Raw genomic sequence first — 24,640 nt, 5'->3', positions numbered from 1 at the left:
AAAATAATATTATGAAAATACAATTTTTAGGACAGAACTGTTTTTTGTTCAATTACAAAGACAAAACAATTCTTTCTGATCCTTTTTACAATTATAAAAAATCTGAATCTGGTTTCGATATTTCGGCTCAGAAAATAGATTATATCTTGTTAACCCATGCTCATGGAGATCATATTGCCGATGTCGGCGAAGTTTTACATCATTATCCGGAAGCAACCATCATTGGCCAACCGGAAATTTGTGCTTACTTTAAAAATGCAGAAAATAAAAATGATATTAACTTAGGAGGTTCTGCAAAAATAGATGATCTTAAAATTTCTATGGTTCCGGCTCATCATACGAGTTTTTTTCCAGACGGAACGTATGGTGGAGTGCCTGTAGGATATATTTTCAGACTTCCGGAAGGGAAGAATATTTATTTGGCAGGAGATACAGGAGTAATGGCAGACATGCAGATATTTCCCACTCTCTATGGCAACCTGGATCTTTCTATATTGCCGATTGGAGGTCATTATACCATGTGTGCCAGAAAAGCAGCATTTGCGGCCTCAGAATTATTAAAAACACCTAAAGTAATTGGATGTCATTTTGATACCTTTCCACCGATAGAAATTAATCATGAGAATGCAAAGAGGCATTTTGCAGATAAAAATGTAGAACTTATCTTACCAAAATTAGGAGAAACGTTCGAACTTTAATCAATATTGAAAGGTAATTTGAAAATTTGAAAGTAAATGTTGAAGTTTATAAAAACAAAAAAAGATAATTTTCAAATTACCTCTCTTCAATTAAAACCAAAAAAAATGGCAAGCTACCTAAATCACACCGCTACGACCAATTACCTTTGCTGCGTTCCCACCCTGGAGGATTCTCAGGAGCTGGTTGTTTAGGACTTGCCGTTGCAAAGATAGCAATTAATTATAAACTTAAAAATAATATTAAAGAAAAATCACTAGAAAATGCCTTTAAAACAGCTAAAATGCTGAATTTTAGAGTACTATTTTTTTAAAGTTTTTCTTAAAACTGAAATTATGACGAAGAGTCCGGTAACCTTAGGAATTTTACTTTATGCAGCTACAATGATTGTTTTTTTTGTAGTCTATTTTTTCTTTTCAGGAGTTAACTATTTTGATATATCATTGAAAGCCAATGCTTTTGTTCTTCCTGTTATTTATGCCGTAACTGCATTTTGGTCGGTAAAATCGCGTTGGAATACTCATAGAATGGGATTCCGAGAAGCCTTTAAACGAGCATTTATTCCTATGTTTTTAGGCGGATTGCTTTCTGTAGCAAGTATTTTTGTTTTTCTGAATTATGTAGATACCGATGCAAAACAATTGCTTAATTATCAATACGTAACCAGACAGAAAGCCGAGTTGGATAAAGAATACGATTCTGCGAAAAAAATCTTAAAACATCAAAAAGATATCGATGAATTAGAGGAAAAATACAAAGAAGGACTTCAAAGATTCGATCCGAAAATCATTAAAGGAAAAGATATGCTTACGGCAAGTCATTTCTCCGGATATTTTGCGGCAATTCTGATATTTTACGTAGTTTTGTCTTTGTTTTTCGGAGCTTTTTTCAGAACAAAAAAAACGTACACCGAAGAACCTAATCAAGAATAAATTTTTACCAAAATTAAATGAATTTATCTATCGTTATTCCGTTGCTGAACGAGGAAGCATCTCTTGAAGAGTTATTTTCAAGGATTGATAATACCTGCAAAACCAACCACTTATCTTACGAAGTATGGTTTGTGGACGACGGAAGTACAGATCTTTCGTGGAGCATCATAGAAAACATGAAAGTTCAATATCCTCAAATTCATGCCATAAAATTTTCCAGAAATTACGGGAAATCTCAGGCGTTGCATGCAGCTTTTGCAAGAACAAACGGCGATGTAATTATTACTATGGATGCGGATCTTCAGGATTTTCCGGAAGAAATTCCCGAATTATACAGAATGGTAATAGAAGATAATTACGATATTGTTTCCGGCTGGAAAAAGAAGCGTTTCGATAATGTAATGACTAAAAATATTCCTTCAAAACTATTCAATGCGGCGGCAAGAAAGGTTTCTGGGGTTTATTTACATGATTTTAACTGTGGTTTAAAAGCATATAAAAGACAAGTTGTAAAATCTATAGATGTGTATGGAGATATGCACAGATATATTCCTGTTTTGGCTGCCAATGCTGGTTTCAGAAGAATTACAGAAAAAGAAGTACCGCATCAGGCAAGACCTTACGGAACATCTAAATTTGGAACGGAGAGATTTATCCGTGGCTTTTTGGATCTTGTAACACTTTGGTTTGTAAGTCGTTTCGGAGGAAGACCAATGCATTTTTTTGGTGCGGTAGGAACATTTATGTTTATCGTAGGATTTTTATCTGCTTTTTGGCTTGGAATTTCCAAACTAATTGATGTTGCAAGAGGTATTTATGGTCATTTAATTACCAATAACCCTTGGTTTTATATTGCGTTAACGATGATGTTGATGGGAACTTTACTATTTATTGCAGGATTTTTAGGAGAAATGATTATTAGAACCAACCGAGAACATAAGAATTATAATATTGATGAAATTATTTAATAATGATTAAAAAAATAATTCTGATATTCATAAATATTCTGGTTATCTTCTTTTTTTTGATGATTATCTGGCAAAATTTTAAGATAATAGAATCTTTTACAAAAGTTGTAGAAAGAAAATTTTATTTGTTTCTTATTCCACTTTTACTCTTTGTTTTTAATTATTATTTTGATAAAAAAGTAATAAAAAATCAGAGATTGGTTTTAAGCAAGATTCTCTTAGCATCAGATTTAATTATTATTTTATTATTTATTGGATATCCTCTGTTTTCAGAAATTTCCAAATAAAAAAATCATATAATCTTTTTATTGATTAATAAATTACTTCGTTTACATGAAAAAAATACTTTTTACAATCCTATTAATTTCTGTAGTTTCTTGCGGTAAAATTTCTCCTAAAGGAAATTTAGATAAAAAGGATATTAATGTAGAAGAATTCGTCAATCTAAATCTGGATGGTAAGTTTCGTGTGTTTTACGCCAGAGGCCCCAAAAATTTTGTAGAAGTTGAAACTTATCCCAATATTGCAGACAATCTTGATATTAATGTTGAGGATAAAACACTTTTCATAAAAGAAAAAAGAAAAGTTGCTGGTGTAGATTTTTATAATGTTACTATTTATTCAAAATATAATCCGGAGATCGTTTCTCTTTCAGATTCGGTGGAGATGAATGTTTCCAGTGAAATTAAAAATGACAATTTTAAGCTTAATTTAAAAAATTACGCTACTTTTATGGGTTCTGTCAATACAAGAAAAGCAGAAGTAGAAATGCTTAACAGAAGCCGGGCGAATTTTTTGGGCGAAACAAAATATGCGGTTATTAAAATATCCGATACGGCAAGTCTTATTGCTCCTTACTGGAAAATAACCAACTTGAATCTGGATTCTAAAAACGGAAATTATGCTGAAGTTAATGTAAAAGATTCGTTGAAGGGAAATGTAAAAAATACAGCTAAATTTGTGTATTATAATGACCCTATTAGAGTGTTTAAGGCAGATAAAACAGCTAGAGTAGAAAATAAAAAACTGAATTAAAGAATTGTTTTGAATGCTTTAAATTGATTTTAGTATATAAAATATAACAAAGCTTTAAAATTAATACAAATATAAAACCGGAAGTAAAACCATTAGGTTCTAATTTCCCAATTCAAGCTAAAGAAAAAATATATCAATATGACAACATTAGAAAAGGCTAAGCTATGGCTTTCCGAAACTTTCGATAAAGAAACAAGAGATGCTGTTCAACTTTTAATAGAAAGCAATTCTCCAGATTTAGAAGATTCATTTTACAGAGAATTAGAATTCGGAACTGGTGGAATGAGAGGAATAATGGGTGTTGGAACTAATCGTTTAAATAAATACACCTTAGGGCAAGCAACACAGGGACTTGCGAATTATATATTAAAGCAATTTCCAGGTGAAGAAATTAAAGTTGCCATTGCTTATGATGTAAGAAATAACTCTAAAGAATTCGGAAAATTGGTTGCTGATGTTTTAACAGCAAACGGAATTAAAGTCTTGCTTTTTAAAGATCACAGACCAACTCCTGAATTGTCTTTTACCGTGAGAAATAAAAAATGTAATGCCGGTATTGTTTTAACAGCTTCTCATAATCCGCCAGAATATAATGGTTATAAAGTTTACTGGAATGACGGGGCACAGATTGTTCCTCCAAATGATGAAGCGATTATCAACGAAGTATATTCCGTGAAATTTGAGGAAATTAAGTTTAACGGAAATGATGATCTTATAGAATGGGTGGGAGAAGAGCAGGACGATGTTTATATTGATGCTTGTATTGAAAATTCAACCTACCAAAATGTAGGAAAAGGAAATCTGAATATTGTTTTTACTTCTATCCACGGAACCACTTACACCACAGTTCCAAAAGCCTTAGAAAAAGCAGGTTTCAAGAAAATTGATCTGGTAAAAGAACAAATGATTCCAAGTGGAAATTTCCCAACCGTAGATTCTCCAAATCCTGAAGAACCGGCTGCTTTAGAAATGGCTATGGATCTTGCAAAAATCACCAATGCGGATATTGTTATCGGGACCGATCCCGATGGAGATAGATTGGGAATTGCCGTGAGAAATTTGGATGGAGAAATTCAGTTATTAAATGGTAATCAGTGCAATACAATTTTAACGTATTATATTTTAGACCAATGGAAAAAACAGGGTAAAATTACCGGAAAAGAATTTATTGGTTCTACAATCGTAACTTCAGATATATTTTTCGATCTTGCCAATCAGTTTGGTGTAGACTGTAAAGTAGGTTTAACGGGATTTAAATGGATCGGGAAAATGATTCGCGATTTTGAAGGAAAAGAAAAATTTATCTGTGGTGGTGAAGAAAGTTTCGGATTTATGACGGGAGATTTCGTTCGGGATAAAGATTCTTGCGGAAGTATCCTTTTAGCGTGTGAAATTGCTGCATGGTGTAAAGCGAACGGTAAAACGATGTATCAATATCTCATAGAAATTTATCAGGAAGTAGGAATGTACTATGAAGGTTTGATTAACCTGGTGAGAAAAGGAAGAGATGGAGCTGAAGAAATTCAGAATATGATGAAAAACTTCCGAGAAAATCCGCCTAAAGAATTAGCAGGTTCTCCGGTAGAAGAAATAAAAGATTTCAAGGAACAGACAAGTTTTACCGTTTCTAAGAACGAAAAACAGGTAATGAACGACATTCCGAAATCGAATGTTCTTATTTTCTATACTCAAGACGGAACAAAGGTTTGTGTAAGACCTTCGGGAACAGAACCCAAAATTAAATTCTATCTGTCTGTAAAAGATTCTGTTACTTCTGAAGCAGATTTTATTGAAAAATTAAAGTCTTTGGAAGCGAAAATTGAAGAAGTAAGAAAAGATTTAAAATTAGATTAATTTTCCTAATTAAATTAATGATAAAGAAAAGTATTGTAGCTTTTATTTTACTGATTTCTGTTTTTTCCTGTAAAAAACAGAAATCGGTAATCTCAGACAATAAATCTGAAAAAGATACAATTTCCAAAATAAAAGAGAAAGAAAACTCTTTTATACCAATTGATACTGTATGTTCTTCTAAAAATAAAACTGAAGATTATATTGTTGCACTACAATGGTATCAACAGAAAACCGAGAAAGAAATTACTCAAAATTCACCCGAACAAAATGATAAATTATACGAAGATTATATCAAGATTCGTGAAAAATATACTGCTTGTTTAAGCGAAAGTCTGAGTAAGGTCTTGGAAGAGTATGTGAATTATTATGACTCCGAAAGTAATAGTTACAAGTTTCCTGAAAATATAAAGAAACTGAGTGCCGAACTGAAGAAAGGTGGTCTTGAATTTACAGAAGTAGGAGAAGGATATACCGAAATATGGTCTGTTCCTGATCATTATTTTTCCATATTCAAAAATAAAGTAACTCCGGATTATAATGCTTATATTGGTCAACTTGCCAAAGAAAGCGAAGGGCTTTATCAAGCAGATGCAGGTATTGTTATTCCTTGGAATGAATTAGGGGAAAGAACAATATTTTGGGAAAATTTCATTAAGAAATATCCTCAATCTTCTTTAATCCCGAAAGTAAAGGAAATCTACAATAATTACCTGTACGATTATCTTTTCGGAATGGATAATACTCCGACTTTTGAGCGGGCAGATGGAAAATTGTATGATGAAAACAGACAGGAATTCAACAGAATAATTAAAAAATATCCGAATTCTAATGTTGCCAGAAAATCCAGAGAAATTATAAATCTTTTCGATGCAAACCTTCCCGAAGCAGAGATTTATAAAAGAATAAATATCGAAAGAAAATAGTAAATAAATTTAAATAAAAGTAAAGTGAAAGTTTCAAAATTAGCGGCGAACCTCATTGGTTCAGAAATTGTAAAAATAGGAAATGAAGTAAACGATTTAAAGGCAAAAGGAGCGGAGATTGCTAATCTTACGATTGGTGATTTGAATTCTAATATTTATCCGATTCCTTTAAAGTTGAAAGAAGAAATTCAGAAAGCTTATCAGAACAACCTTACCAATTATCCGCCCGCAAACGGACTTTTATCTTTAAGAACAGAAGTTTCCAAAGATTTAAAGAAAAGATGGGATTTAGATTATTCTCCCAATGATATTTTAATTACAGCAGGCTCTAGACCATTAATTTATGCTGTGTACAAAACAATTGTAGACGAAGGTGACAAAGTAGTGTACCCAATTCCTTCCTGGAATAATAATCACTACGCTTATCTAACTTCGGCTGATGCTGTAGAAGTAAAAACGACTACCGAAAATAACTTTCTTCCCACTGCAGACGATTTAAGACCACATTTGAAAGGAGCTGTACTTTTATCGCTTTGCTCACCTCTTAATCCTACGGGAACAATGTTCACTAAAGAGCAGCTTTCTGAAATCTGCGAATTGATTTTAGAAGAAAATAAAAATAGAGGTGAAGATGAAAAACCTTTGTACTTAATGTACGATCAGATATATTCTAATCTTACTTTTGGGGCAGAACACGTTAATCCTGTTTCTCTTTTCCCTGAAATGAAAGAATATACAATCTATATTGATGGAATTTCCAAATGTCTTGCAGCTACGGGAGTACGAGTGGGTTGGGGATTTGGACCATCACATATTATTGATAAAATGAAAGCGCTTCTAACGCACGTTGGAGCTTGGGCACCAAAGCCAGAGCAGGAAGCTACAGCAAAATATTATCAAAATCCAGATGAAGTAAATGCTTTTGTAAATGAGTTTAAAGGTAGACTGGAAGCAAGTTTGAAGGTTCTTCATAAAGGAATTCAGGATTTGAAAGAAAAAGGACTTTCTGTTGACAGTATTCAACCTATGGGAGCTTTATATCTTACCATTAAATTAGATTATATTGGAAAGACAAAACCAGATGGAAGTACAATAGAAACTTCTTCTGATCTAGTTTTTTACTTAATTAATGATGCAGGTGTTGCGTTAGTTCCGTTTTCTGCATTTGGTGAGGCGAAATCTGAACCTTGGTTCAGAGCTTCAGTGGGTGGTTTAGATATTAAAGAAATTGAAGCCATGTTACCAAAACTGGAGAAAGCTTTAAATAATTTAAAATAAAGACCAAAGTTATTCAACAGTGTAACAGTTACATAATTGTTACACTGTTTGTACTTTAATATCTTACATTATAATCATGAAAATTATCGCTGTAATTCCCGCTCGTTACGAAGCAAGCCGTTTCCCGGCAAAGCTCATGCAGATTTTGGGTGAAAAAACAGTTATTACAACAACCTATCAAAACGTTTTGGAAACGGGTCTTTTTGATGAAGTTTTTGTAGCAACAGATTCTGAAATTATTTTTAATGAAATTGTAAATAACGGAGGAAAAGCAGTAATGACCGGTCAACATGAAACAGGAAGCGACCGTATTGCAGAAGCGGTACAGAATATCGACTGTGACATCGTTATCAATGTTCAGGGAGATGAACCGTTTTTAAAACTGGAACCACTTCAGCAACTTATTGAAGTTTTTAAAGCCGACGATAATCAGGAAATTTCTTTAGCTTCTTTAAAAATCAGGCTCCACGAAAAGGAAGAGATTGAAAATCCTAACAACGTAAAAGTGATTACCGATAATAATGGTTTTGCATTGTACTTTAGCCGTTCGGTTATCCCTTTTCACAGAGAAATTTCTTATGATGTTGCCTATTTTAAGCATATTGGTGTGTATGCGTTCAGAAAACATGCACTTCTACAGTTTTCTAAACTGGAAATGAAACCTTTGGAAATTTCAGAAAAAATAGAATGTATCCGTTATCTGGAGTATGGAATGAAAATTAAGCTTATTGAAACCAATTTTATTGGAGTGGGAATAGATACTCCCGAAGATTTGGAAAAAGCAAGAAAAATTATATCAGAATAATCTGTAAATTTTTAGATTGATACATGGGTAGATTATTTAAAGCCTTATATTTGAATTATAAATAAAATTAATGAAGAAATTACTTTTAGTTTTTGTCCTGATTATTTCACAATTAACTTTTGCACAGACTGCTAAAGATATTATAGATAAAAACATTGAATTATCGGGAGGGTTAACGAATTGGAAGTTATTAAATTCGGTATTATTACAGGGAAAAGTAGTTTTAGGAATTAAAGATGAATATCCAATAAAAATATTTCAGCAAAGACCAAATTTAACCAAAACCGTTATTACAATGGGCGGAAAAGATACGGCTATTGAAGGTTATGACGGAACAAAAGGGTATGCAATGAATTATGCGACCAATAAAGTTCAGGAATATAAACAATACGTTCCCGAAAGCTTCGATAACGATTTTATAGATTGGGAAAACAAAGGTTTTGAAGCCAAATATCTCGGAAAAGAAAAAGTAGGAGAGATTTACTGCCATAAAGTTGAGCTTACAAAAAACGTAAATAAAAATTATTATTATTTCGACACAAAATCTTTCATGCTTTTAAAGGAAATAAAAAAAGATGAAACTTTGTTGTATTCAGACTATAAAAAGGTAGGGAATTTGATGATGCCTTTCAGGATAGAATCTTCCAGTGCAAAAAAAGACGGCGATTATGTGATGCTACTCAATAAAGTAGAAATCAATAAAGTATTTCCTGCCAATAGCTTCAAATTTTAATAAAATAAATAATTTTCAATTATGAAAAAGCTTTTTATAGTAGTTATTTCACTTGCAGCATTTTTTAACAGCTGTGCTCAGAAAAAAAATGATGTTTCCAAAACAAAAACCCAAAAAGTGATGTCAAAATCAATATACGATTATACCGTAGATGCTCTTGAAGAAGGTAAAAAAATAAACTTTGCCGATTTTAAAGACAGAAAAATCTTAATTGTAAATACGGCTTCAAAGTGTGGTTTTACTCCTCAGTATGAAGATTTAGAAAAATTATCTAAAGAATTTGAAGGAAAACTGGTGGTTATAGGTTTTCCTGCCAATAATTTTGGCGGTCAGGAACCGGGAACGAATATAGAAATCGGAGCTTTTTGTCAGAAAAATTATGGTGTTACTTTTCCTTTGGCTTCTAAAGTTTCGGTAAAAGGTGAAGACATGGCTCCAATTTTTAAATTTCTTACCGAAAAAAGCCTTAATGGAGTAAAAGATACAAAAATAGAGTGGAACTTCACTAAATTTTTAATCGATGAGAATGGTAAACTTATCGACAGTTTCCCAAGTAAAGTGAAACCTACAGACGAAGAAATTTTGAAATATCTTAGATAAACAAAAAGTGGATTTTAAATAATCCGCTTTTTTTAATGTTTTACTAAAATTTTATCACTTGCTTTTTTGCTTAAAATTTCAGTTTTTCCTAATATTTCTATGGTGATAGATTGATCGAAATCTTCAATCTTTACAATTTTTATCTTGCTGTTCAAAAGTAGATTTCTTTCGGTAAGATAATTGAGAAAAGCATCGTCAGAAAGGGTGACGGAAGCGAAAATTACGGATTCTCCTACTTTGCAGTTGCTTAATTTTTGTAAATCCTGAGAAATAATATTTCCATCTTTGTCGGGAATAGGCTCTCCGTGAGGATCAAATTTCGGAAAATCTAAAATTTCATCCATTTTATCGAAGAAAATTTTAGAATGAACATGCTCTAATTGTTCGGCAATTTCATGTACATTTTCCCAACCAAAATTCATTTTTTTTACGAGAAACATTTCTGTTAAGCGGTGTTTTCTTACAACCAAAGCCGCTTCTCTTCTTCCTTTTTCTGTAACTTTAAGAGGTTTATAAGTTTCATAAATAACCCATTTTTTTTCTGCAAATTTTTTCATCATATTGTTCACGCTGGGCATTTTAACACTGAGAAATTTACTCAGTTCGTTAATGGTTACTTTTCCATCGCTGTCTACAACATGAAATAAGGCTTTAAGATAGTTTTCTTCTGTAAGTGTTGCTTTCAAAATGTTAGATACTTATAACTACAAATCTAACAAATTATTTTAAGATTTATGGAGAGTTGGTTGGTATTTCATAATTTTGCAATATGAAATTTTCTTTTAAAAACGATTATTCTGAGGGTTGTCATCCACAGATTTTAGAATCTCTTGTACAGAATAATTTGGATCAGCAGCCGGGTTACGGTGAAGATAAATACTCTCTGGAAGCTAAAAAAATGCTACGTGAAAAAATAGAAAATCCAGATTCTGAAATTTATTTTGTTTACGGCGGAACTCAAGCCAATTTAATTGTTATTTCCTCTATTTTAAGACCTTATCAATGTGTAATTTCTGCAAATGCTGGACATATTATGAATAATGAAACCGGTGCGATTGAATCAACTGGACATAAGATTTTAGGGATTGAAAATAATGAAGGAAAACTTTTCCCAAATGATATTATTCCAGTTTTAGAAAGTCATAAAAATATTCCGCATCAGGTGATGCCAAAATTGGTTTATATTTCTAATTCTACCGAGTTGGGAACCATTTACACGAAAGAAGAACTTACAAATCTTTCAAAATTTTGTAAAGAAAACAATCTTTATCTCTTTATGGACGGTGCGAGATTAGGTCGTATTCTAATTTCAGAATATCTAGATAATACTATGATTTTTGTGGAAGTTGAAGATACAGACAAATTTTGGAACGATTTAGTCTCCTTAAATTTAACAGAAAAGTATTCTGGTGTAAAATTAACTCCTGTTAGAATGATGGATTGGGGAAAAGAATGTTTTGTGCACGATCCTTCAGGTATTTTGTGGCATTTTGGTGAATTTTTTTCTTCTTAAATCATATTTTTATTCAGTGGAAAAAATAAAAGAGTCCGCTCTTTAGGAACGGGCTCAGTAGATAAAAACATCTCATTTTTTAGTTAGACAACAACAAAAAAGCACAGCCGAGGATGCTGTGCTTAAATTTTTATTTTAAACTTAATTGCAATTTCGTGTACGAAAAAAGCAAAAGTAAATTTCATTTGGATTTGTTTTGCAGAGTAAATGTAGACAATATTTTTTATACGGTTGATGAACTTAATGTTAAAATTCACAACTTATACACCATATTTTGTTGATAGAGCTACATGATATAAGCTTTACACATAATAATGACTATTTATAAGGTTTTTTACTTATAGTTTTTATTTATAAGTTATAATGATTATATTTGCAGAATGATTGCCGTTATTACCGGAGATATTATCAATTCACAGCATTCTGCTACAGAAGTATGGATTACCAGACTTAAAAATCTTCTTGAAAAATGGGGAAGTGCACCAAAAGTATGGGAAATTTACAGAGGAGACGAATTTCAGCTGAAATGCAAGATAGATGATGTTTTTTGGTGTTTTTTAGCCATAAAATCATTAATAAAAAGTCAGGAAAATTTAGACGTTAGAATTGCCATTGGTATCGGAGACGAAAATTTTTCTTCCGAAAAAATCACCGAATCTAACGGATCTGCTTATGTAAATTCAGGAAGATTACTCAATGACTTGAAAAGTGACGGACATACCGTTTCTATAAAAACATCCAACGATTCTGTAGACCGCGATCTGAATATCCTTCTGAAATGGGCCTCAAAAGACTTTGATAACTGGACAATGGCTACCTCAGAAATCATCCACGAAATGATTATGAATCCCAACAGTACACAGGAAGATTTGGCAAAAAAATTCAATATTTCGCAATCTTCTGTAAGCCAAAGGCTGAAACGTGCTAATTACGAACTTATCGTAGAAACCAATCAGTATTTTAAAAAGAAAATTTCAGAACTTTAAAAAATGATTTTCGCACAACTCATATCAGCACATTTAATTGGAGATTTTATTCTTCAGCCAAACGCTTGGGTTGCAGATAAAGAAAGTAAAATTCTGAAAAGCAAATATTTATACTTTCATGTACTCATTCACACTATTCTGAGTTTTATTTTCCTTTGGAATCTTGAACTTTGGTGGGTTGCTGTTGGAGTGGGAATTTCGCATTTCATTATAGATGTCTGTAAATTGAAATTTCAAACTGCTGAAACCAAAAAAAACTGGTTTTTTATCGATCAGGCATTACACCTTTTGGTGATTGCTTTGTTTTCTTTTTATTTTAAGGAATTTAATCTTGAAGTATTTAAAAATCAGAATTATTTAAAAATTTTGATGGCTGTTATATTTTTAACAACACCTGCATCAATTTTTATAAAGATATTATTATCATCCTGGACTCCCGTAACAGAAGAAGAGGGAAATAATCAGAATGAATCTCTCTCGAATGCAGGAAAATATATTGGAATCTTAGAGCGATTAATGGTTTTTACCTTCATAACTGTAAACCATTGGGAAGGAGTAGGTTTTATGATTGCTGCGAAATCTGTTTTCAGATTCAGCGACTTGGCACAGGCAAAACAGAGAAAACTTACAGAATATGTATTAATCGGGACTTTATTAAGTTTCGGAATGGCAATTTTAACTGGAATTTTAATTAAAATATAAATCTAACTAAAAAAGTAATTTTATAAAATGGAAAAGAAAGAAATGTTGTACGAAGGTAAAGCGAAACAAGTTTTTGCTACCGATAATCCTAATGAAGTTGTAGTACGTTTTAAAGATGATGCTACTGCATTTAATGCTCAGAAAAGAGGATCTGTAGATTTAAAAGGCGAAATGAACAACGCTATTACCACTCTTATTTTTGAATATTTGAATGAAAAAGGGATTAAGACTCATTTCATTAAACAATTGAACGAGAGAGAGCAATTGGTAAAGAAAGTTTCTATTATTCCTTTGGAAATGGTAGTAAGAAATTATTCTGCAGGAAGTATGGCACAGAGATTAGGAGTGGAAGAAGGAATTAAATCTCCTGTAACCATTTTCGATATCTGCTACAAAAAAGACGAATTGGGAGATCCGCTTATTAACGATCATCACGCAGTTTTTTTAGGAGCTGCAACGTATGAAGAACTCGATGAAATGTATGAATTAACTTCTGATATCAATGAAATCCTGATTGATCTTTTCGACAAAATGAACATCATCTTGGTTGACTTCAAAATTGAATTAGGAAAAACTGCTGACGGTGAAATTATCCTTGCAGACGAAATTTCTCCTGATACTTGCAGACTTTGGGATAAAGATACCATGAAGAAGCTGGATAAAGACAGATTCAGAAGAGATCTTGGCGAAGTTACTGAAGCTTATGTTGAGATATACAATAGATTGAAAGCTGTACTTAATAAGTAAGATTTCAAATGTCAGGCATCAGATGCTAGATTTTTAGCTCTGAAAATGATTTGTTATTTAACAAAATAAAACTGAAGTTAGTTTTTAGACTAAGATCTGATATCTGACTTCTAGCATCAATAGAAAAAATAGAAATGAAAAGTTTAGACATTCATAAAAGTGAATATTTAAAACAATTTGAAACCCAAACCTACGGAAGAAATCTTTTCAGAACGCAGGAGGAAGAAAGATTAGACGCACCTAACGAAGAATGCGGAATATTTGGTATGTATTCGGACGACGATTTGGATACGTTTTCTCTTTCTCAGTTCGGGCTTTTTGCATTGCAGCACAGAGGTCAAGAAGCATGTGGTATTTCCGTTCTTAAAAACGGTAAAATTACCAACATGAAAGATGAAGGTTTGGTTTTAGATGTTTACAAAGAGATCTCAGATCCGGAAACTTTTATGGGAAATTCTGCAATCGGACATACACGTTATACCACTGCAGGAGACAAAAAGAAGTATAATTTTCAGCCATTTTTCGCCAAAAATGAATACGACCAGATTATACTTTCCATTGCACATAATGGGAATCTTACCAATGCCAAAGAGCTGAAAAAAGAATTAGAAGCAGAAGGAGTGGTATTCCGGGCTACTTCCGATTCTGAAGTTATTTTAAGATTAATTCAAAAAAATCTTGATCTTGGCCTTCGTTCCGCAATTAAAGCAACAATGGAAAAAATTGAAGGTGCCTATTCTGTGGTAGGAATGACGAGAAACAAATTCTTCGCATTTCGGGATTTTAACGGAATCAGACCTTTGGTTTTAGGAGCAATTAATGAGAATTCTTATGTTGTTGCTTCAGAATCTGTGGCTTTAGATGCCGTGGGTGCACAATATGTTCGCGATATATTGCCGGGAGAAATTATTTACACCAATGAAAATGAACCGGGAAAACTTCATTCTTACATGGTAGATGAAGAAAAAGGTAAACAGAGAATATGCTCTTTTGAATATATTTATTTTGCAAGACCCGATTCTTCCTTAGAAAATATCAACGTGTATGAAATAAGAGAAAAATCTGGAGAGAAAATCTGGGAACAGGCTCCATTGGAAGCCGATGTGGTGATTGGTGTTCCCGATTCGGGAGTTCCGGCTGCTATTGGTTTTTCTAAAGCTTCGGGTATTCCGTTCCGTCCGGTTTTAATTAAGAACAGATACATAGGTAGAAGTTTTATTGTTCCAACCCAGGAAATGAGAGAAAGGGTAGTAAACCTGAAACTCAATCCAATTATTTCTGAAATTAAAGGTAAAAGAGTTGTTATTATTGATGATTCTATTGTGCGTGGTACAACTTCTAAACGATTGGTGAAAATTCTTAAAGATGCCGGCGTAAAAGAAATTCACTTCCGAAGTGTTTCTCCGCCAATTATTGCACCATGTTATTTAGGAATAGACACTCCTTCAAAAGATGATTTAATTTCTGCCAACATGTCTATTGAAGAGCTTAGAAATTATTTAGGAGTAGATTCTTTAGAATTTTTGAGCGTTGAAAGTCTAAAAGAAATTTTGGGTTCTTCTAACCACTGTTTTGGCTGTTTTACAGAAAAATATCCTGTAGAAAAAGGAGAAGAAGTAGAATTGTTTAATTAAATTCTCCCCATTTAAAATAAATGGTCAGGCTTCATTATAAAGCCTGACCTTTCTATTGAAATTAAGATTTGTTTAGAATTTATAGTTTAATCCTAACTGAAATACTCTGTTAGTATTGATGTTTTTCTGAGCATCGGTTACAGCATCAGAATTGTTGTAAATGTGCGTTAAGCTGTTTACATATCTTGCATTAATTCCTAAATTAGGAGTGAAATAATATCCAATACCTACTCCCAAACCTACATTAAATTTCTTGATATCATCTTTGTTGATGCTTTCTGAAGCAGATAAAGTTTGTGTAGTTGTTGTACCTGAAACGGTGGTTGATGTTGTAGTTTCACCTTTGTATTTTCCATCCAGAAAATAACTGAATTCTGGTCCAGCTTCAACATAAAAATTATGTGCTGGTTTCATCTGAAGCATTAAAGGTACAGAGATATAATTAAGAGTTGTTGTATAATCCCGTTTCGTTCTTACTGTAGTAGAGCCATTACTTACTTCATTATCTGAAACAACACTTTTAGCACCCATTTGGTTGTATAAAACCTCTGGTTGTAATGCAAATTTTTCTGATAATGGTACATTCACAAATATACCTGCATTAAAACCTATTTTCTGATTTTTGGCAGCTAATTTTTGTTCACTGAACTGTGAAGCGGTAGCCGCTCCTTTAATACCGAATCTTACCGGTTCTTTTACCTTCATTGGAGAAATAGGAGCTGGAGCTGGTTCTGGTTTTACTTCCTGTGCATATACCAACGATGTGGCAGCTAATGCCATTCCTAGAAATAACTTCTTCATAATTTTAAAATTAAATTTTACTTTTGTTTTAATACCTGATACTTCATACAGGTACTGTTATTTTGCAAAGTGCTTGCCAATAGGGGCATAACACGAATTATTTTAGATTAAAATCCGCTTTTTTATATGCTAAGCATGGGATTAAAAAAAGAAATAAAAGTAAAGGTCAGCTCCAGAAATAGAGCTGACCTTTTATTGAAATCAAAATTGTTTATTAGATTTTCAGTTTCTTAGAATTTGTATGCTAAACCAACTTGAAAGTTGTTGTTTCTAATAGCATCCGAACCGTTAGGTCTGTTTTTTGCCACATCTGTTACACCAGCAGTATATCTTGCAGTAATCCCAAGATTATCTGTGAAATAATAACCTGCACCAAGACCAATTCCGAAGTTGAAAGTACTTAAATTATCTTTGTTGATGTTTTCGGTATAACTTGCTGTACTTGTAGATACGTTCGTTCCGTTAGTAACAGTAGTTGTTCTGTCACCTTTGTTTTTTGCAGAAATCATGAATCCAAATTCCGGACCAGCTTCTACATAAAAATTAGGGACAAAATTATACTGGAACATTACTGGTACAGAGATATAATCAAATTTAGTTGAATAAGACTCAACATTTTTTGTTGTGATTCCTGCTAATGTATATTCATTTTTGCTATCCACTTTAGCACCTAACTGGTTATATAAAACTTCCGGTTGAATGCTGAAAGACTCAGCTACAGGAATTGTTGCAAAAACACCTGCATTAAATCCTATTTTAGATTTTTGATCTTCCAAACCAGCATCTTTAGATAAAGAAGAAACGTTCATACCAGCTTTTATACCAAATCTAACATCCGAAGATGACGATTTTGGAGTAGTTGTCTGAGCAAATGCCAAAGAAGTTGACAAAACTGCGATTCCTAAAATTAACTTTTTCATAACTTAAATTTTTAATATTTTACTAATTCTAATTTTAAATTTTACTACCCAACTTTTATTATTGGACGGGTGGTATCTTTCAAATTGTTTGCCAAAACGAAAAATTATTGGTTAAAATGAAAAATCATCAACTCTCAACGAATTGATGATTTTTTATTTATCTGAAAATCAAACTATTAATTTATTATGTATTAAATATTAATTTTAACAATTTTTATTTTTTTGAATTAATATTCACTCAATTTTCGGTAAAAATTAAGGGCTTTTGTAATATTTTCTGTACTGCATTGATAGTCGAATGCACAAGATCCAATATCAGTAATTAAAGAAAAGTTTATTTTTTCATCTACATTTTTTTTATCGTTCAGCAGCAAATCGAAAATTTTAGAATCTTCATAAGAACTCATATCTAAGAAGGAAAAATATCTCTGAATGTGATGAATTACTAATTCTGACGTTTTTTCATCAATAAGATTTTCCAGATAAGCAAGATGCGTTTCGCAAATCATTCCCAATGCTACTGCTTCACCATGGAGAATTGGCTTTCCGTCTTCAAGGCAAAGACTTTCTATTGCATGACCAATGGTATGTCCGAAGTTGAGCGTCTTTCTAATATTTTTTTCAAAACAATCGGCATTCACAATTTCCTGCTTTATATTCATAGAATTAGGAATAAATTTTTCAATTCCCAAAGCATCCAAGCTTTGAATTTGAATTAATTCTTCCCAATGCAATTTATCGGCAATTAAGCCATGCTTCAACATTTCTGCAAAACCACTTTTTAATTCTTTGACAGGAAGTGTTTCTAAAAATTTTGGATAGAAATAAATTTGCTCCGGAAAAGCAAAAGTTCCTACCATATTTTTATAATTCATGAGATCAATTCCTGTTTTACCGCCGATAGACGCATCGCACATCGACAAAAGAGTAGTGGGAATATTAATAAACTGAATTCCTCTTTTATAGGTAGACGCTACAAAACCTCCCATATCTGTAATAACTCCTCCTCCCAGATTAATGAGCAAAGCTTTTCTGTCTGCATGCATTTCGGTAAGAATTTCCCAAAGCTGGTTGGCTGTCTGGATATTTTTCATTTCTTCTCCCGGCTCAATTTCCAGGATCTCGAAACTGATTTCTGTTTCCAGATTTGCCAAAAATAGTGGAACGCAGTATTCATGGGTATTTTCGTCAACCAAAATAAAAATTTTACTGAAAGATTTTTCAGAAATAAACTGATTAAGCTGAGAAAAACTATGGTCTAATATGGTGATCATTATGATGATTATTTAGGTTTGTATTATAAAAGCAGTACAAAGTTATGATTCTAATTTTTAACTCGTTATTAAATATAGTATCTTTGCAGAAATATTTAGCATGAGCAGAGACAACAATTCAGGAAAACCCAAAAGACCAAGAAGTTCAACTAGAAATAATTCTGATGATTCTCGCGCTTCCAAATCCGGAAATTCCGGTTCAAAACCTTTCAAAAAACCTTTCCCGAAAGCAGGAGAACGTAATTCTGATTCTAGAAGAAGTGATACAAGCTATGAGGCGAGAATGGAAAAAAAATATTCGAAAATCGAAAAAGAGCCATATATTACCAATGCGGGAGAAGAAAAGAAATCTTTCAGCCCTAAAAGAGGTGGTGCCAAAAATTTCGATACAAGAAATAAATATGAAAGAGGTAGTCTGAAATATGGCAGAAGACCCAATGCAGCAGAAGAAAAAGATGGTGATAAAGCCAGATCATTTGTTCAGCAAAGAAGATTCAAAAAAGTTGAGAAAGATGTTCATAAAGATTCAATCCGTCTTAATAAGTATATTGCCAATTCAGGGATATGCAGCAGGAGAGAGGCAGATGAACTTATTACTCAGGGATTGGTAGAAGTTAACGGAAAAGTGGTAACAGAAATGGGTTATCAGGTTCAGAAAACTGATAAAGTGGTTTTCGACGGACAAAGCATTACGCCCGAAAAACCTGTTTATGTACTTCTTAACAAGCCTAAGGGTTATATTTCTACAACGAAAGATGACAAAGCAAGAAAAACGGTGATAGATCTTGTTGCCAATGCTTCACCTTACCGTCTTTTTCCCGTGGGAAGGCTAGATCGTTCTACAACTGGAGTTATCCTTTTAACGAATGACGGGCACATGACGAAAAAACTTACCCATCCGTCTTTTGATGCCAAGAAAATTTACCATGTAACTTTGGATAAAAAATTAACTCATGAAGATATGAAGTTAATTGCAGAAGGAATTCGTTTGGATGAAGGTGTTGCAGTGGTAGACCAGATTTCTTTCATTGAAGGAAAACCAAAAACTGAAATCGGTATTGAAATTCATATTGGTTGGAACCGTGTTATCCGAAGAATATTCCAAAGATTAGGCTATGAAGTTGAAGCATTAGACCGTGTAATGTTTGCTGGTCTTACCAAGAAAAATATTAAAAGAGGACATTGGAGAATTCTCACCGAACTTGAAGTAAATAATTTGAAAATGCTTTAATATTTTTAGATTTCAACAATTAAAAAAGCAGTTTTACCATTCGTAAAACTGCTTTTTTTGCTTTATATGAATCTTAATTTTATTTTAGCCCAAAACGGTTACACCTTTCTGAACCATTTCATAGATGGCGTCTTTACCATTATCAGGTTTTACGTTAACAGCTTTTGTTCCGTTAAAATGCACACAAGTAATATATCCGTTAGAAACAGCATCCAAAGCAGTAAATTTCACGCAATAATCTAAAGCTAGACCAACAATTTCCAACAGTTGAATTTCGTGGTATTTTAAGAAATCATCTAATCCTGTCTTCATAAAATGGTTATTGTCCTGAAAACCACTATAGCTGTCAATCTCCGTATTTTTACCTTTTTGAATGATGTGGGTAACTTTATCACGATTCAGATCCTTGTGGAATTCTGCACCAAAAGTACCTTCAACACAATGATCTGGCCACATAAACTGAGGAACACCATTCAGAATGATGCTTTCTCCTACTTTACGGTTATTATTGCTTGCAAAACTTTTATGATTTGCCGGATGCCAGTCTTGAGTAAGAACAATCTGGTCGTACTGGTTTTTCTGCATCAAAAGATTAATATATGGAATAATAGAATTGGCTTCAGGAACGGCTAATGCACCACCTTCACAGAAGTCATTCTGTACATCGACGATAATAAGGGCTTTTTTCATAGAGAAAAGATAGAATTATTAATTAAATTTACCAAAATTAACCTTCAAAAACTTGTCCATAAAATTAAATTCGGACAAATCGGCATTTATGAAAGATTTTATAATTATTAGAAGTCTGTTCGACCAACGAAAGCGATTGCTGAGTATTCATAAAGATAGCATCCGATTTGAAAATAAAGATAACATACAAGATCTTTATACAATTTTACCTCGCGAAAATATTTCAGGAATTCGTTATGGCATTCGTTTTATTAAAGGAATTAAATTTTACATTGGAAGAGAATATTTAATTTTCATAAAAGATTATTATGGAAGAGAGCTTAAAATAAATTTTAAAATTTTTTATGGCAGAAAACTGGAACAAAAAAACAAACTTTTTAATGAAATTGTTAACGAGCTTTGGGTAAATTTCTTTGATGAAAAAGTTAATTCTTATTATCTGAAACTAAAACAAAATGAAAGTTTTATTTTGGCAGATATTCACTTTAAGATTGATTGTATAGAGTTTTCAAAATATAAAATTTCTTATGATGATTTATCAGTAAAACTTATTATCATTACTTTGTTATTTTTTCATTAAACAATCAGAATATCAACAAACTACTATATTATTTAAATGATGATGACTCTGTTTTAGTCCTTGCATTAATTAATAAAATAAAGAAAAACATTCTGTTATAAATGCCATATAAAAGTTTGCATAACGAAGAAGATTTCGAAGAAATACAGCGTCGAATTCTGCAACTGTCTATTAAATCTCAAAATAAATGGGGAAAGATGAATGTTGCTCAGATGATGCTTCATTGTGATAAAATTTTACAGATTGCATTGGGCAGCTTAAAAATTCCGTCTGTATTTTGGCTTTTTCGTATTGTTGGAGTTGTAACGAAATACGAAATTTCTGCTTTCAATAATGGAATTCCGCGAAATATGCCTACATTTAAAAAAGTTATTGTTAATTTTGACTGTGACTTTGAGCAAACAAGAAATAATCTGCTCCTAAGACTGGATGAATACAAAAATGCATACCTAAATCATCAGTTACCGCTAAAACATGAACTTTTCGGTAGAATGCGGGAAAAAGACTGGGGATTTTTAGAGTATAAACATCTGGATCATCATCTAAAACAATTTAAAGTATGAGTTTTTTTGATAAAATATTTGGTGGAAAAAATGACGAACTGGAAGAAAAACGCCAATGGAATTCTATAGAATCTGAAGAAGATTTAATGAAAGCTATTGATAATTCTCAACGTCATAAAATAGGAATTTTTAAACATTCTACGAGTTGTTTTATCAGCAAAACGGTACTCCGTAATTTTGAAAAAGAAATAAAACAGTCTGAAAATAAAGAGGTTGTAGAATATCTGTATTATCTTGATTTATTGGCATATCGACCTATATCTAATAAAATAGCAGAGGATTTTGGCGTTCGTCACGAAAGTCCACAATTTTTGGTCATTGAAAATGGAGTAGTGGTAAACCATGCTTCACACAATAATATATCGCTAAGCCAAATTCTGTCATGAAAAATATTCAAAATTATTTATCCAATGTCTTTGAAGTTCCTGCTGAAAAACTCAATATGTGTTCTTTGCAATATTCTTCAAAGAAAATCTTAAAACACGAGTTTCTTTTACAGGCAGGAGAAGTCTGCAAGTACACTTTTTTTGTTGAAAAAGGTTTGTTAAGAATGTATTCTATTGATAAAAACGGTAAAGAGCACATCATACAGTTTGCACCAGAGAATTGGCTTATTGGCGACAGAACCAGTCTTTATTTCAGCGATAAATCTAATTATTACATTGAAGCTGTAGAAGATTCTGAGGTTTTGTTTTTAGAACACGATTTTTTCAAAAGACTGTTGGAAGAGTTTCCTAACAGTATAGAAAGAAATGATTTGCTTCTGCAAAAGCATGTTAAAAGCCTTCAGGACAGGATAAATTCTCTGTTAGGAGAAACTGCTGAAGAAAGATATCTTAAATTTATAAAAATGTACCCTGATATCATGTTGCGTGTTCCTCAGTGGATGATCGCTTCCTACTTGGGTATAACACCAGAAAGTCTTAGCAGAGTGAGAAAAGAACTTGCAAAGAAAAACTTTGTTGCAGATTAAATATTATCACTACACAAAATTTTATTCAAGATTAAGTGTAGTGATAATTTTATGAAGATATTCCTGATCTCTTATTACTTTTTCGAACGAACTTTTCGCATAAGAAGGGGAAACTTTGTAATTCTCCTTCTCCATATTGTAAAAATCATTTTCTACATAACCTGAGAAATTCGCAGTATATTCTGAAATAAAAGTATCTAAAATTTTCTTTTTCAGTTCACAGATACTGCTGTTTTTAATCCTTTGAAGAGAATTAAGTATAAAAGATTTTTCTCCGCTAAAACTTATAACCTGAGAGACTTTTCCAATATTTCCCGTATTGGAAGAATTGGTTTCGTGTGCAATAGGATTAGGCTCACTTTCAAATATCATGATTTTTGTTTTAGGGTTTAACAGAGAAAATTTTTAAGGAATCAGACTGTAGCTTTTCCTTCTACACCATCCGAATTATCGGTTTTAGTTCCGCTAATTGCAGCTGCAGCAAAGCTGAGAAGACTTACAAGTTTACCAGCTTTTGTATCCCAATAATACGTATCTTTTGGAGCTACTTTTATAATAGATATATTTGGATCTTCTTTACCATCGAACCACGCATTTGCCATTGGCGACCACTTATCTTCAATGGTAGCTCTATCTTTATAAATTGTTGCATTACCAAAAACCGAAAGATATTCTGAATCTGAATTATTCATGAAAAGCAACTGAACCCTATCGTCATCCTTTATGTGAAAATTTTTATTGCTGGTATCGCTACTAATGAACCAAAGGTTTCCCTCTTCATCAGTTTCTTGAAGTCCCATTGGTCTCGTATTAATGGGAACTGTATCTAATTCGGTACAAAACATGCAGAATTTTGCTTTCTCAGATAATTCTTTAATTTTTTTTACAGCTTCTATGCTGTTTAGATTTTCTGTTGACATATTAAAATAATTTGGTGTTGAAATAAAATATATTGTTTTTGACTCTTCAAAAATCTAACCAAAAATGTGTCATAGATAAAGATTAATGTTTTTGTTTGATAATTTTATCTAAATAAATGATTATCAGTGTAAAATAATAGGTAAAACCATTTGTGATTACAATCATAAAATATATAATGTGTTAACTGTATATTCGTTATTCAATGTTATGAACACTAAATTTTAAATCACCAAATAAATTATTATGAAACAGTTAATTCTAACAATCGGCATGTTATCATTTTTTTTGAGTTGTAAATCAACCGATAACGATAGAACCATCAAATCAGACAGTATAACAACAGCAGATACTTTACCTGTTAATAATTCTGTTGATCAATCTGATACTTTAACCACTATAAAAAGCGATTCATCCATGGTAAAACCGGAGACAGACAGTGCTAAAAGATAATTATTTTTATTATCAATGAGTTGTAGTTTTATAGAATTACCATAAATTTTACTGAAATTTGAATGATTTTTTTTGAATAATATTAATTGACAATAATTTATGGCGCAAAATGTGTGTTTATATTGAAATGTATCATTCTCAAATAAGGTCATCTTTTGGTGAATCGGTTTATGAGCAATGAAATAAGATAACTAAAACCAGATAATTATGAAAACAATAAGTTGCATGAAGATTGATGAAAAACTTTTGAAAGCTTACAGCGCAGAAGAAAAAATCTATCAGGAAAAAGAAACAATTTTTTCGGAGGGAGATGTTCCGGCATATTATTATCAAATTTTAGAAGGAGTCGTAAAGCTGAATAATTATAATGAAGAAGGAAAGGAATTTATACATAATATATTAGCTGAAGGTCAGAGTTTCGGGGAACCTCTGTTATTTATTGATAAAAAATATCCTCTAAATGCAATAGCACTAAAAAAAACGAAAGTAGTACGACTACAAAGAAAAAATTTCATCAATCTTATTAAAGAAAACCCCAAAATTTCTTTAGAGATTAATGAATGTCTTTCTTACAGATTATATTATAAGGTTTTAATGATGCAAAATATGGCATCACACAGCCCTTTAGCCCGAATTTCGGGACTTTTCGACTATCTTAAAAGTTATGCAGACTGTAAAGATCGTCATTCCTTCCACATTCAACTTACCCGACAGCAGATTGCGGATTTAACGGGTATGCGGGTTGAAACCATTATTAGAACCTTAAAGAAAATGGAAAGTAAAGGATTAATAAAAATTGAAGAAAGAAAAATTTATTTTTAGAAGCCCAAT

Annotated in this window: 29 protein-coding genes and 1 other RNA gene; 22 read left to right on the top strand and 8 right to left on the bottom strand. The window is 32.2% G+C overall.

Annotated elements, in window-relative coordinates:
• Positions 1–11 precede the first annotated feature (11 nt).
• Positions 12–698 carry a metal-dependent hydrolase gene (locus tag IV513_RS04710; RefSeq protein WP_209389358.1) on the top strand — a complete coding sequence of 229 codons (687 nt, stop codon included), beginning with the start codon at positions 12–14 and terminating at the stop codon, positions 696–698.
• A gap of 103 nt (positions 699–801) precedes the next feature.
• On the opposite strand, the gene ffs is transcribed toward IV513_RS04710, so the two are convergent.
• An RNA gene (gene ffs, locus IV513_RS04705) (signal recognition particle sRNA small type) lies at positions 802–899 on the bottom strand.
• Between the two features lie 132 nt (positions 900–1,031).
• On the opposite strand from ffs, the gene IV513_RS04700 reads away from it, so the two are divergent.
• The 9 genes from IV513_RS04700 (at position 1,032) to IV513_RS04660 (ending at position 9,824) form a co-directional block, all read left to right on the top strand.
• Positions 1,032–1,628, top strand: a complete 597-nt coding sequence (locus IV513_RS04700) for a DUF4199 domain-containing protein (RefSeq protein ID WP_209389357.1) — start codon at positions 1,032–1,034, stop codon at positions 1,626–1,628.
• Positions 1,629–1,645: 17 nt separating this feature from the next.
• Complete coding sequence (locus IV513_RS04695; RefSeq protein ID WP_209389356.1) at positions 1,646–2,596, top strand: glycosyltransferase family 2 protein; 951 nt, start codon at positions 1,646–1,648, stop codon at positions 2,594–2,596.
• A gap of 333 nt (positions 2,597–2,929) precedes the next feature.
• Positions 2,930–3,631, top strand: a complete 702-nt coding sequence (locus IV513_RS04690; protein ID WP_209389355.1) for a DUF2807 domain-containing protein — start codon at positions 2,930–2,932, stop codon at positions 3,629–3,631.
• Positions 3,632–3,769: 138 nt separating this feature from the next.
• Entirely contained in the window at positions 3,770–5,485 is a 1,716-nt protein-coding gene (locus tag IV513_RS04685) for a phospho-sugar mutase (RefSeq protein WP_209389354.1), read from the top strand.
• Positions 5,486–5,502: 17 nt separating this feature from the next.
• Complete coding sequence (locus IV513_RS04680) at positions 5,503–6,408, top strand: hypothetical protein (RefSeq protein ID WP_209389353.1); 906 nt, start codon at positions 5,503–5,505, stop codon at positions 6,406–6,408.
• A 24-nt stretch (positions 6,409–6,432) separates the two neighbouring features.
• Complete coding sequence (locus IV513_RS04675) at positions 6,433–7,686, top strand: aminotransferase class I/II-fold pyridoxal phosphate-dependent enzyme (RefSeq protein ID WP_209389352.1); 1,254 nt, start codon at positions 6,433–6,435, stop codon at positions 7,684–7,686.
• Positions 7,687–7,762: 76 nt separating this feature from the next.
• On the top strand, positions 7,763–8,491 hold the full coding sequence (gene kdsB / locus IV513_RS04670) for a 3-deoxy-manno-octulosonate cytidylyltransferase (RefSeq protein ID WP_209389351.1): 729 nt from the start codon (positions 7,763–7,765) through the stop codon (positions 8,489–8,491).
• Positions 8,492–8,561: 70 nt separating this feature from the next.
• Positions 8,562–9,224 (top strand): histidine kinase, encoded by a 663-nt coding sequence (locus IV513_RS04665; RefSeq protein WP_209389350.1) that lies wholly within the window; start codon positions 8,562–8,564, stop codon positions 9,222–9,224.
• A 21-nt stretch (positions 9,225–9,245) separates the two neighbouring features.
• Positions 9,246–9,824, top strand: coding sequence for a glutathione peroxidase (locus IV513_RS04660; RefSeq protein ID WP_209389349.1), 579 nt, complete (start codon positions 9,246–9,248; stop codon positions 9,822–9,824).
• Between the two features lie 32 nt (positions 9,825–9,856).
• Here IV513_RS04660 and IV513_RS04655 read toward each other — a convergent pair whose 3' ends face one another.
• Positions 9,857–10,510 carry a metal-dependent transcriptional regulator gene (locus IV513_RS04655; RefSeq protein WP_209389348.1) on the bottom strand — a complete coding sequence of 218 codons (654 nt, stop codon included), beginning with the start codon at positions 10,508–10,510 and terminating at the stop codon, positions 9,857–9,859.
• An 83-nt stretch (positions 10,511–10,593) separates the two neighbouring features.
• On the opposite strand from IV513_RS04655, the gene IV513_RS04650 reads away from it, so the two are divergent.
• The 5 genes from IV513_RS04650 to purF all read left to right on the top strand — a co-directional run bounded on the left by IV513_RS04650 (position 10,594) and on the right by purF (position 15,406).
• Positions 10,594–11,337 (top strand): aminotransferase class V-fold PLP-dependent enzyme, encoded by a 744-nt coding sequence (locus tag IV513_RS04650; protein WP_209389347.1) that lies wholly within the window; start codon positions 10,594–10,596, stop codon positions 11,335–11,337.
• A gap of 380 nt (positions 11,338–11,717) precedes the next feature.
• The gene (locus IV513_RS04645) at positions 11,718–12,323 is read left to right on the top strand and encodes a SatD family protein (protein WP_209389346.1); all 606 of its coding nucleotides are present in this window, start codon (positions 11,718–11,720) and stop codon (positions 12,321–12,323) included.
• Between the two features lie 3 nt (positions 12,324–12,326).
• A complete protein-coding gene (locus IV513_RS04640; protein WP_209389345.1) occupies positions 12,327–13,025 on the top strand; it encodes a DUF3307 domain-containing protein in 699 nt (232 codons plus the stop codon).
• 27 nt (positions 13,026–13,052) lie between these two features.
• On the top strand, positions 13,053–13,772 hold the full coding sequence (gene purC, locus IV513_RS04635) for a phosphoribosylaminoimidazolesuccinocarboxamide synthase (RefSeq protein ID WP_209389344.1): 720 nt from the start codon (positions 13,053–13,055) through the stop codon (positions 13,770–13,772).
• A 134-nt stretch (positions 13,773–13,906) separates the two neighbouring features.
• On the top strand, positions 13,907–15,406 hold the full coding sequence (gene purF / locus IV513_RS04630) for an amidophosphoribosyltransferase (RefSeq protein ID WP_209389343.1): 1,500 nt from the start codon (positions 13,907–13,909) through the stop codon (positions 15,404–15,406).
• 72 nt (positions 15,407–15,478) lie between these two features.
• Here the strand turns inward: purF and IV513_RS04625 are convergent, their stop codons facing one another.
• From IV513_RS04625 to aroB, 3 genes are all read right to left on the bottom strand, one after another.
• The gene (locus IV513_RS04625) at positions 15,479–16,207 is read right to left on the bottom strand and encodes a porin family protein (RefSeq protein WP_209389342.1); all 729 of its coding nucleotides are present in this window, start codon (positions 16,205–16,207) and stop codon (positions 15,479–15,481) included.
• Between the two features lie 230 nt (positions 16,208–16,437).
• Complete coding sequence (locus IV513_RS04620) at positions 16,438–17,127, bottom strand: porin family protein (protein ID WP_209389341.1); 690 nt, start codon at positions 17,125–17,127, stop codon at positions 16,438–16,440.
• A 227-nt stretch (positions 17,128–17,354) separates the two neighbouring features.
• Positions 17,355–18,401 (bottom strand): 3-dehydroquinate synthase, encoded by a 1,047-nt coding sequence (gene aroB, locus IV513_RS04615; RefSeq protein WP_209389340.1) that lies wholly within the window; start codon positions 18,399–18,401, stop codon positions 17,355–17,357.
• 100 nt (positions 18,402–18,501) lie between these two features.
• Between aroB and IV513_RS04610 the strand changes: the two genes are divergently transcribed.
• Complete coding sequence (locus IV513_RS04610; RefSeq protein WP_245168859.1) at positions 18,502–19,632, top strand: pseudouridine synthase; 1,131 nt, start codon at positions 18,502–18,504, stop codon at positions 19,630–19,632.
• A gap of 84 nt (positions 19,633–19,716) precedes the next feature.
• On the opposite strand, the gene pncA is transcribed toward IV513_RS04610, so the two are convergent.
• Positions 19,717–20,322 (bottom strand): bifunctional nicotinamidase/pyrazinamidase, encoded by a 606-nt coding sequence (pncA, locus tag IV513_RS04605; RefSeq protein WP_209389339.1) that lies wholly within the window; start codon positions 20,320–20,322, stop codon positions 19,717–19,719.
• Positions 20,323–20,410: 88 nt separating this feature from the next.
• On the opposite strand from pncA, the gene IV513_RS04600 reads away from it, so the two are divergent.
• From IV513_RS04600 to IV513_RS04585, 4 genes are all read left to right on the top strand, one after another.
• Positions 20,411–20,902 carry a hypothetical protein gene (locus IV513_RS04600; protein WP_209389338.1) on the top strand — a complete coding sequence of 164 codons (492 nt, stop codon included), beginning with the start codon at positions 20,411–20,413 and terminating at the stop codon, positions 20,900–20,902.
• A gap of 101 nt (positions 20,903–21,003) precedes the next feature.
• Complete coding sequence (locus tag IV513_RS04595) at positions 21,004–21,465, top strand: DUF1569 domain-containing protein (protein WP_209389337.1); 462 nt, start codon at positions 21,004–21,006, stop codon at positions 21,463–21,465.
• The gene (ytxJ, locus tag IV513_RS04590; protein WP_209389336.1) at positions 21,462–21,851 is read left to right on the top strand and encodes a bacillithiol system redox-active protein YtxJ; all 390 of its coding nucleotides are present in this window, start codon (positions 21,462–21,464) and stop codon (positions 21,849–21,851) included. Before IV513_RS04595 ends, ytxJ begins: the two co-directional genes overlap by 4 nt.
• A complete protein-coding gene (locus tag IV513_RS04585; protein ID WP_209389335.1) occupies positions 21,848–22,438 on the top strand; it encodes a Crp/Fnr family transcriptional regulator in 591 nt (196 codons plus the stop codon). The genes ytxJ and IV513_RS04585 overlap by 4 nt, the downstream gene beginning before the upstream one ends.
• A 21-nt stretch (positions 22,439–22,459) precedes the next feature.
• Here the strand turns inward: IV513_RS04585 and IV513_RS04580 are convergent, their stop codons facing one another.
• A complete protein-coding gene (locus IV513_RS04580; RefSeq protein WP_209389334.1) occupies positions 22,460–22,810 on the bottom strand; it encodes a hypothetical protein in 351 nt (116 codons plus the stop codon).
• Between the two features lie 41 nt (positions 22,811–22,851).
• Positions 22,852–23,358 carry a pyridoxamine 5'-phosphate oxidase family protein gene (locus IV513_RS04575; RefSeq protein WP_209389333.1) on the bottom strand — a complete coding sequence of 169 codons (507 nt, stop codon included), beginning with the start codon at positions 23,356–23,358 and terminating at the stop codon, positions 22,852–22,854.
• Positions 23,359–23,602: 244 nt separating this feature from the next.
• Here IV513_RS04575 and IV513_RS04570 point away from each other — a divergent pair, with 244 nt between their 5' ends.
• Both IV513_RS04570 and IV513_RS04565 read left to right on the top strand, forming a co-directional pair.
• Positions 23,603–23,809 (top strand): hypothetical protein, encoded by a 207-nt coding sequence (locus tag IV513_RS04570; RefSeq protein ID WP_209389332.1) that lies wholly within the window; start codon positions 23,603–23,605, stop codon positions 23,807–23,809.
• A gap of 207 nt (positions 23,810–24,016) precedes the next feature.
• The gene (locus tag IV513_RS04565) at positions 24,017–24,631 is read left to right on the top strand and encodes a Crp/Fnr family transcriptional regulator (RefSeq protein ID WP_245168858.1); all 615 of its coding nucleotides are present in this window, start codon (positions 24,017–24,019) and stop codon (positions 24,629–24,631) included.
• Positions 24,632–24,640 lie beyond the last annotated feature (9 nt).

The organism is Chryseobacterium sp. RR2-3-20, from assembly GCF_017808115.1.
In the GTDB taxonomy this organism is placed as follows: domain Bacteria; phylum Bacteroidota; class Bacteroidia; order Flavobacteriales; family Weeksellaceae; genus Chryseobacterium; species Chryseobacterium oryzae.
The sequence above is the reverse complement of the archived record's forward strand: the minus strand, read 5'-3'. Positions and strand labels throughout refer to the sequence as shown.

Bases quoted from the DNA above. Each gene is read 5' to 3' on its own strand.
- IV513_RS04710 (WP_209389358.1), top strand. From the start codon at position 12: ATGAAAATACAATTTTTAGGACAGAACTGTTTTTTGTTCAATTACAAA.
- IV513_RS04700 (WP_209389357.1), top strand. From the start codon at position 1,032: ATGACGAAGAGTCCGGTAACCTTAGGAATTTTACTTTATGCAGCTACA.
- IV513_RS04695 (WP_209389356.1), top strand. From the start codon at position 1,646: ATGAATTTATCTATCGTTATTCCGTTGCTGAACGAGGAAGCATCTCTT.
- IV513_RS04690 (WP_209389355.1), top strand. From the start codon at position 2,930: ATGAAAAAAATACTTTTTACAATCCTATTAATTTCTGTAGTTTCTTGC.
- IV513_RS04685 (WP_209389354.1), top strand. From the start codon at position 3,770: ATGACAACATTAGAAAAGGCTAAGCTATGGCTTTCCGAAACTTTCGAT.
- IV513_RS04680 (WP_209389353.1), top strand. From the start codon at position 5,503: ATGATAAAGAAAAGTATTGTAGCTTTTATTTTACTGATTTCTGTTTTT.
- kdsB (WP_209389351.1), top strand. From the start codon at position 7,763: ATGAAAATTATCGCTGTAATTCCCGCTCGTTACGAAGCAAGCCGTTTC.
- IV513_RS04665 (WP_209389350.1), top strand. From the start codon at position 8,562: ATGAAGAAATTACTTTTAGTTTTTGTCCTGATTATTTCACAATTAACT.
- IV513_RS04660 (WP_209389349.1), top strand. From the start codon at position 9,246: ATGAAAAAGCTTTTTATAGTAGTTATTTCACTTGCAGCATTTTTTAAC.
- IV513_RS04650 (WP_209389347.1), top strand. From the start codon at position 10,594: ATGAAATTTTCTTTTAAAAACGATTATTCTGAGGGTTGTCATCCACAG.
- IV513_RS04645 (WP_209389346.1), top strand. From the start codon at position 11,718: ATGATTGCCGTTATTACCGGAGATATTATCAATTCACAGCATTCTGCT.
- IV513_RS04640 (WP_209389345.1), top strand. From the start codon at position 12,327: ATGATTTTCGCACAACTCATATCAGCACATTTAATTGGAGATTTTATT.
- purC (WP_209389344.1), top strand. From the start codon at position 13,053: ATGGAAAAGAAAGAAATGTTGTACGAAGGTAAAGCGAAACAAGTTTTT.
- purF (WP_209389343.1), top strand. From the start codon at position 13,907: ATGAAAAGTTTAGACATTCATAAAAGTGAATATTTAAAACAATTTGAA.
- IV513_RS04625 (WP_209389342.1), bottom strand. From the start codon at position 16,207: ATGAAGAAGTTATTTCTAGGAATGGCATTAGCTGCCACATCGTTGGTA.
- IV513_RS04620 (WP_209389341.1), bottom strand. From the start codon at position 17,127: ATGAAAAAGTTAATTTTAGGAATCGCAGTTTTGTCAACTTCTTTGGCA.
- aroB (WP_209389340.1), bottom strand. From the start codon at position 18,401: ATGATCACCATATTAGACCATAGTTTTTCTCAGCTTAATCAGTTTATT.
- IV513_RS04610 (WP_245168859.1), top strand. From the start codon at position 18,502: ATGAGCAGAGACAACAATTCAGGAAAACCCAAAAGACCAAGAAGTTCA.
- pncA (WP_209389339.1), bottom strand. From the start codon at position 20,322: ATGAAAAAAGCCCTTATTATCGTCGATGTACAGAATGACTTCTGTGAA.
- IV513_RS04600 (WP_209389338.1), top strand. From the start codon at position 20,411: ATGAAAGATTTTATAATTATTAGAAGTCTGTTCGACCAACGAAAGCGA.
- IV513_RS04595 (WP_209389337.1), top strand. From the start codon at position 21,004: ATGCCATATAAAAGTTTGCATAACGAAGAAGATTTCGAAGAAATACAG.
- ytxJ (WP_209389336.1), top strand. From the start codon at position 21,462: ATGAGTTTTTTTGATAAAATATTTGGTGGAAAAAATGACGAACTGGAA.
- IV513_RS04585 (WP_209389335.1), top strand. From the start codon at position 21,848: ATGAAAAATATTCAAAATTATTTATCCAATGTCTTTGAAGTTCCTGCT.
- IV513_RS04580 (WP_209389334.1), bottom strand. From the start codon at position 22,810: ATGATATTTGAAAGTGAGCCTAATCCTATTGCACACGAAACCAATTCT.
- IV513_RS04575 (WP_209389333.1), bottom strand. From the start codon at position 23,358: ATGTCAACAGAAAATCTAAACAGCATAGAAGCTGTAAAAAAAATTAAA.
- IV513_RS04570 (WP_209389332.1), top strand. From the start codon at position 23,603: ATGAAACAGTTAATTCTAACAATCGGCATGTTATCATTTTTTTTGAGT.
- IV513_RS04565 (WP_245168858.1), top strand. From the start codon at position 24,017: ATGAAAACAATAAGTTGCATGAAGATTGATGAAAAACTTTTGAAAGCT.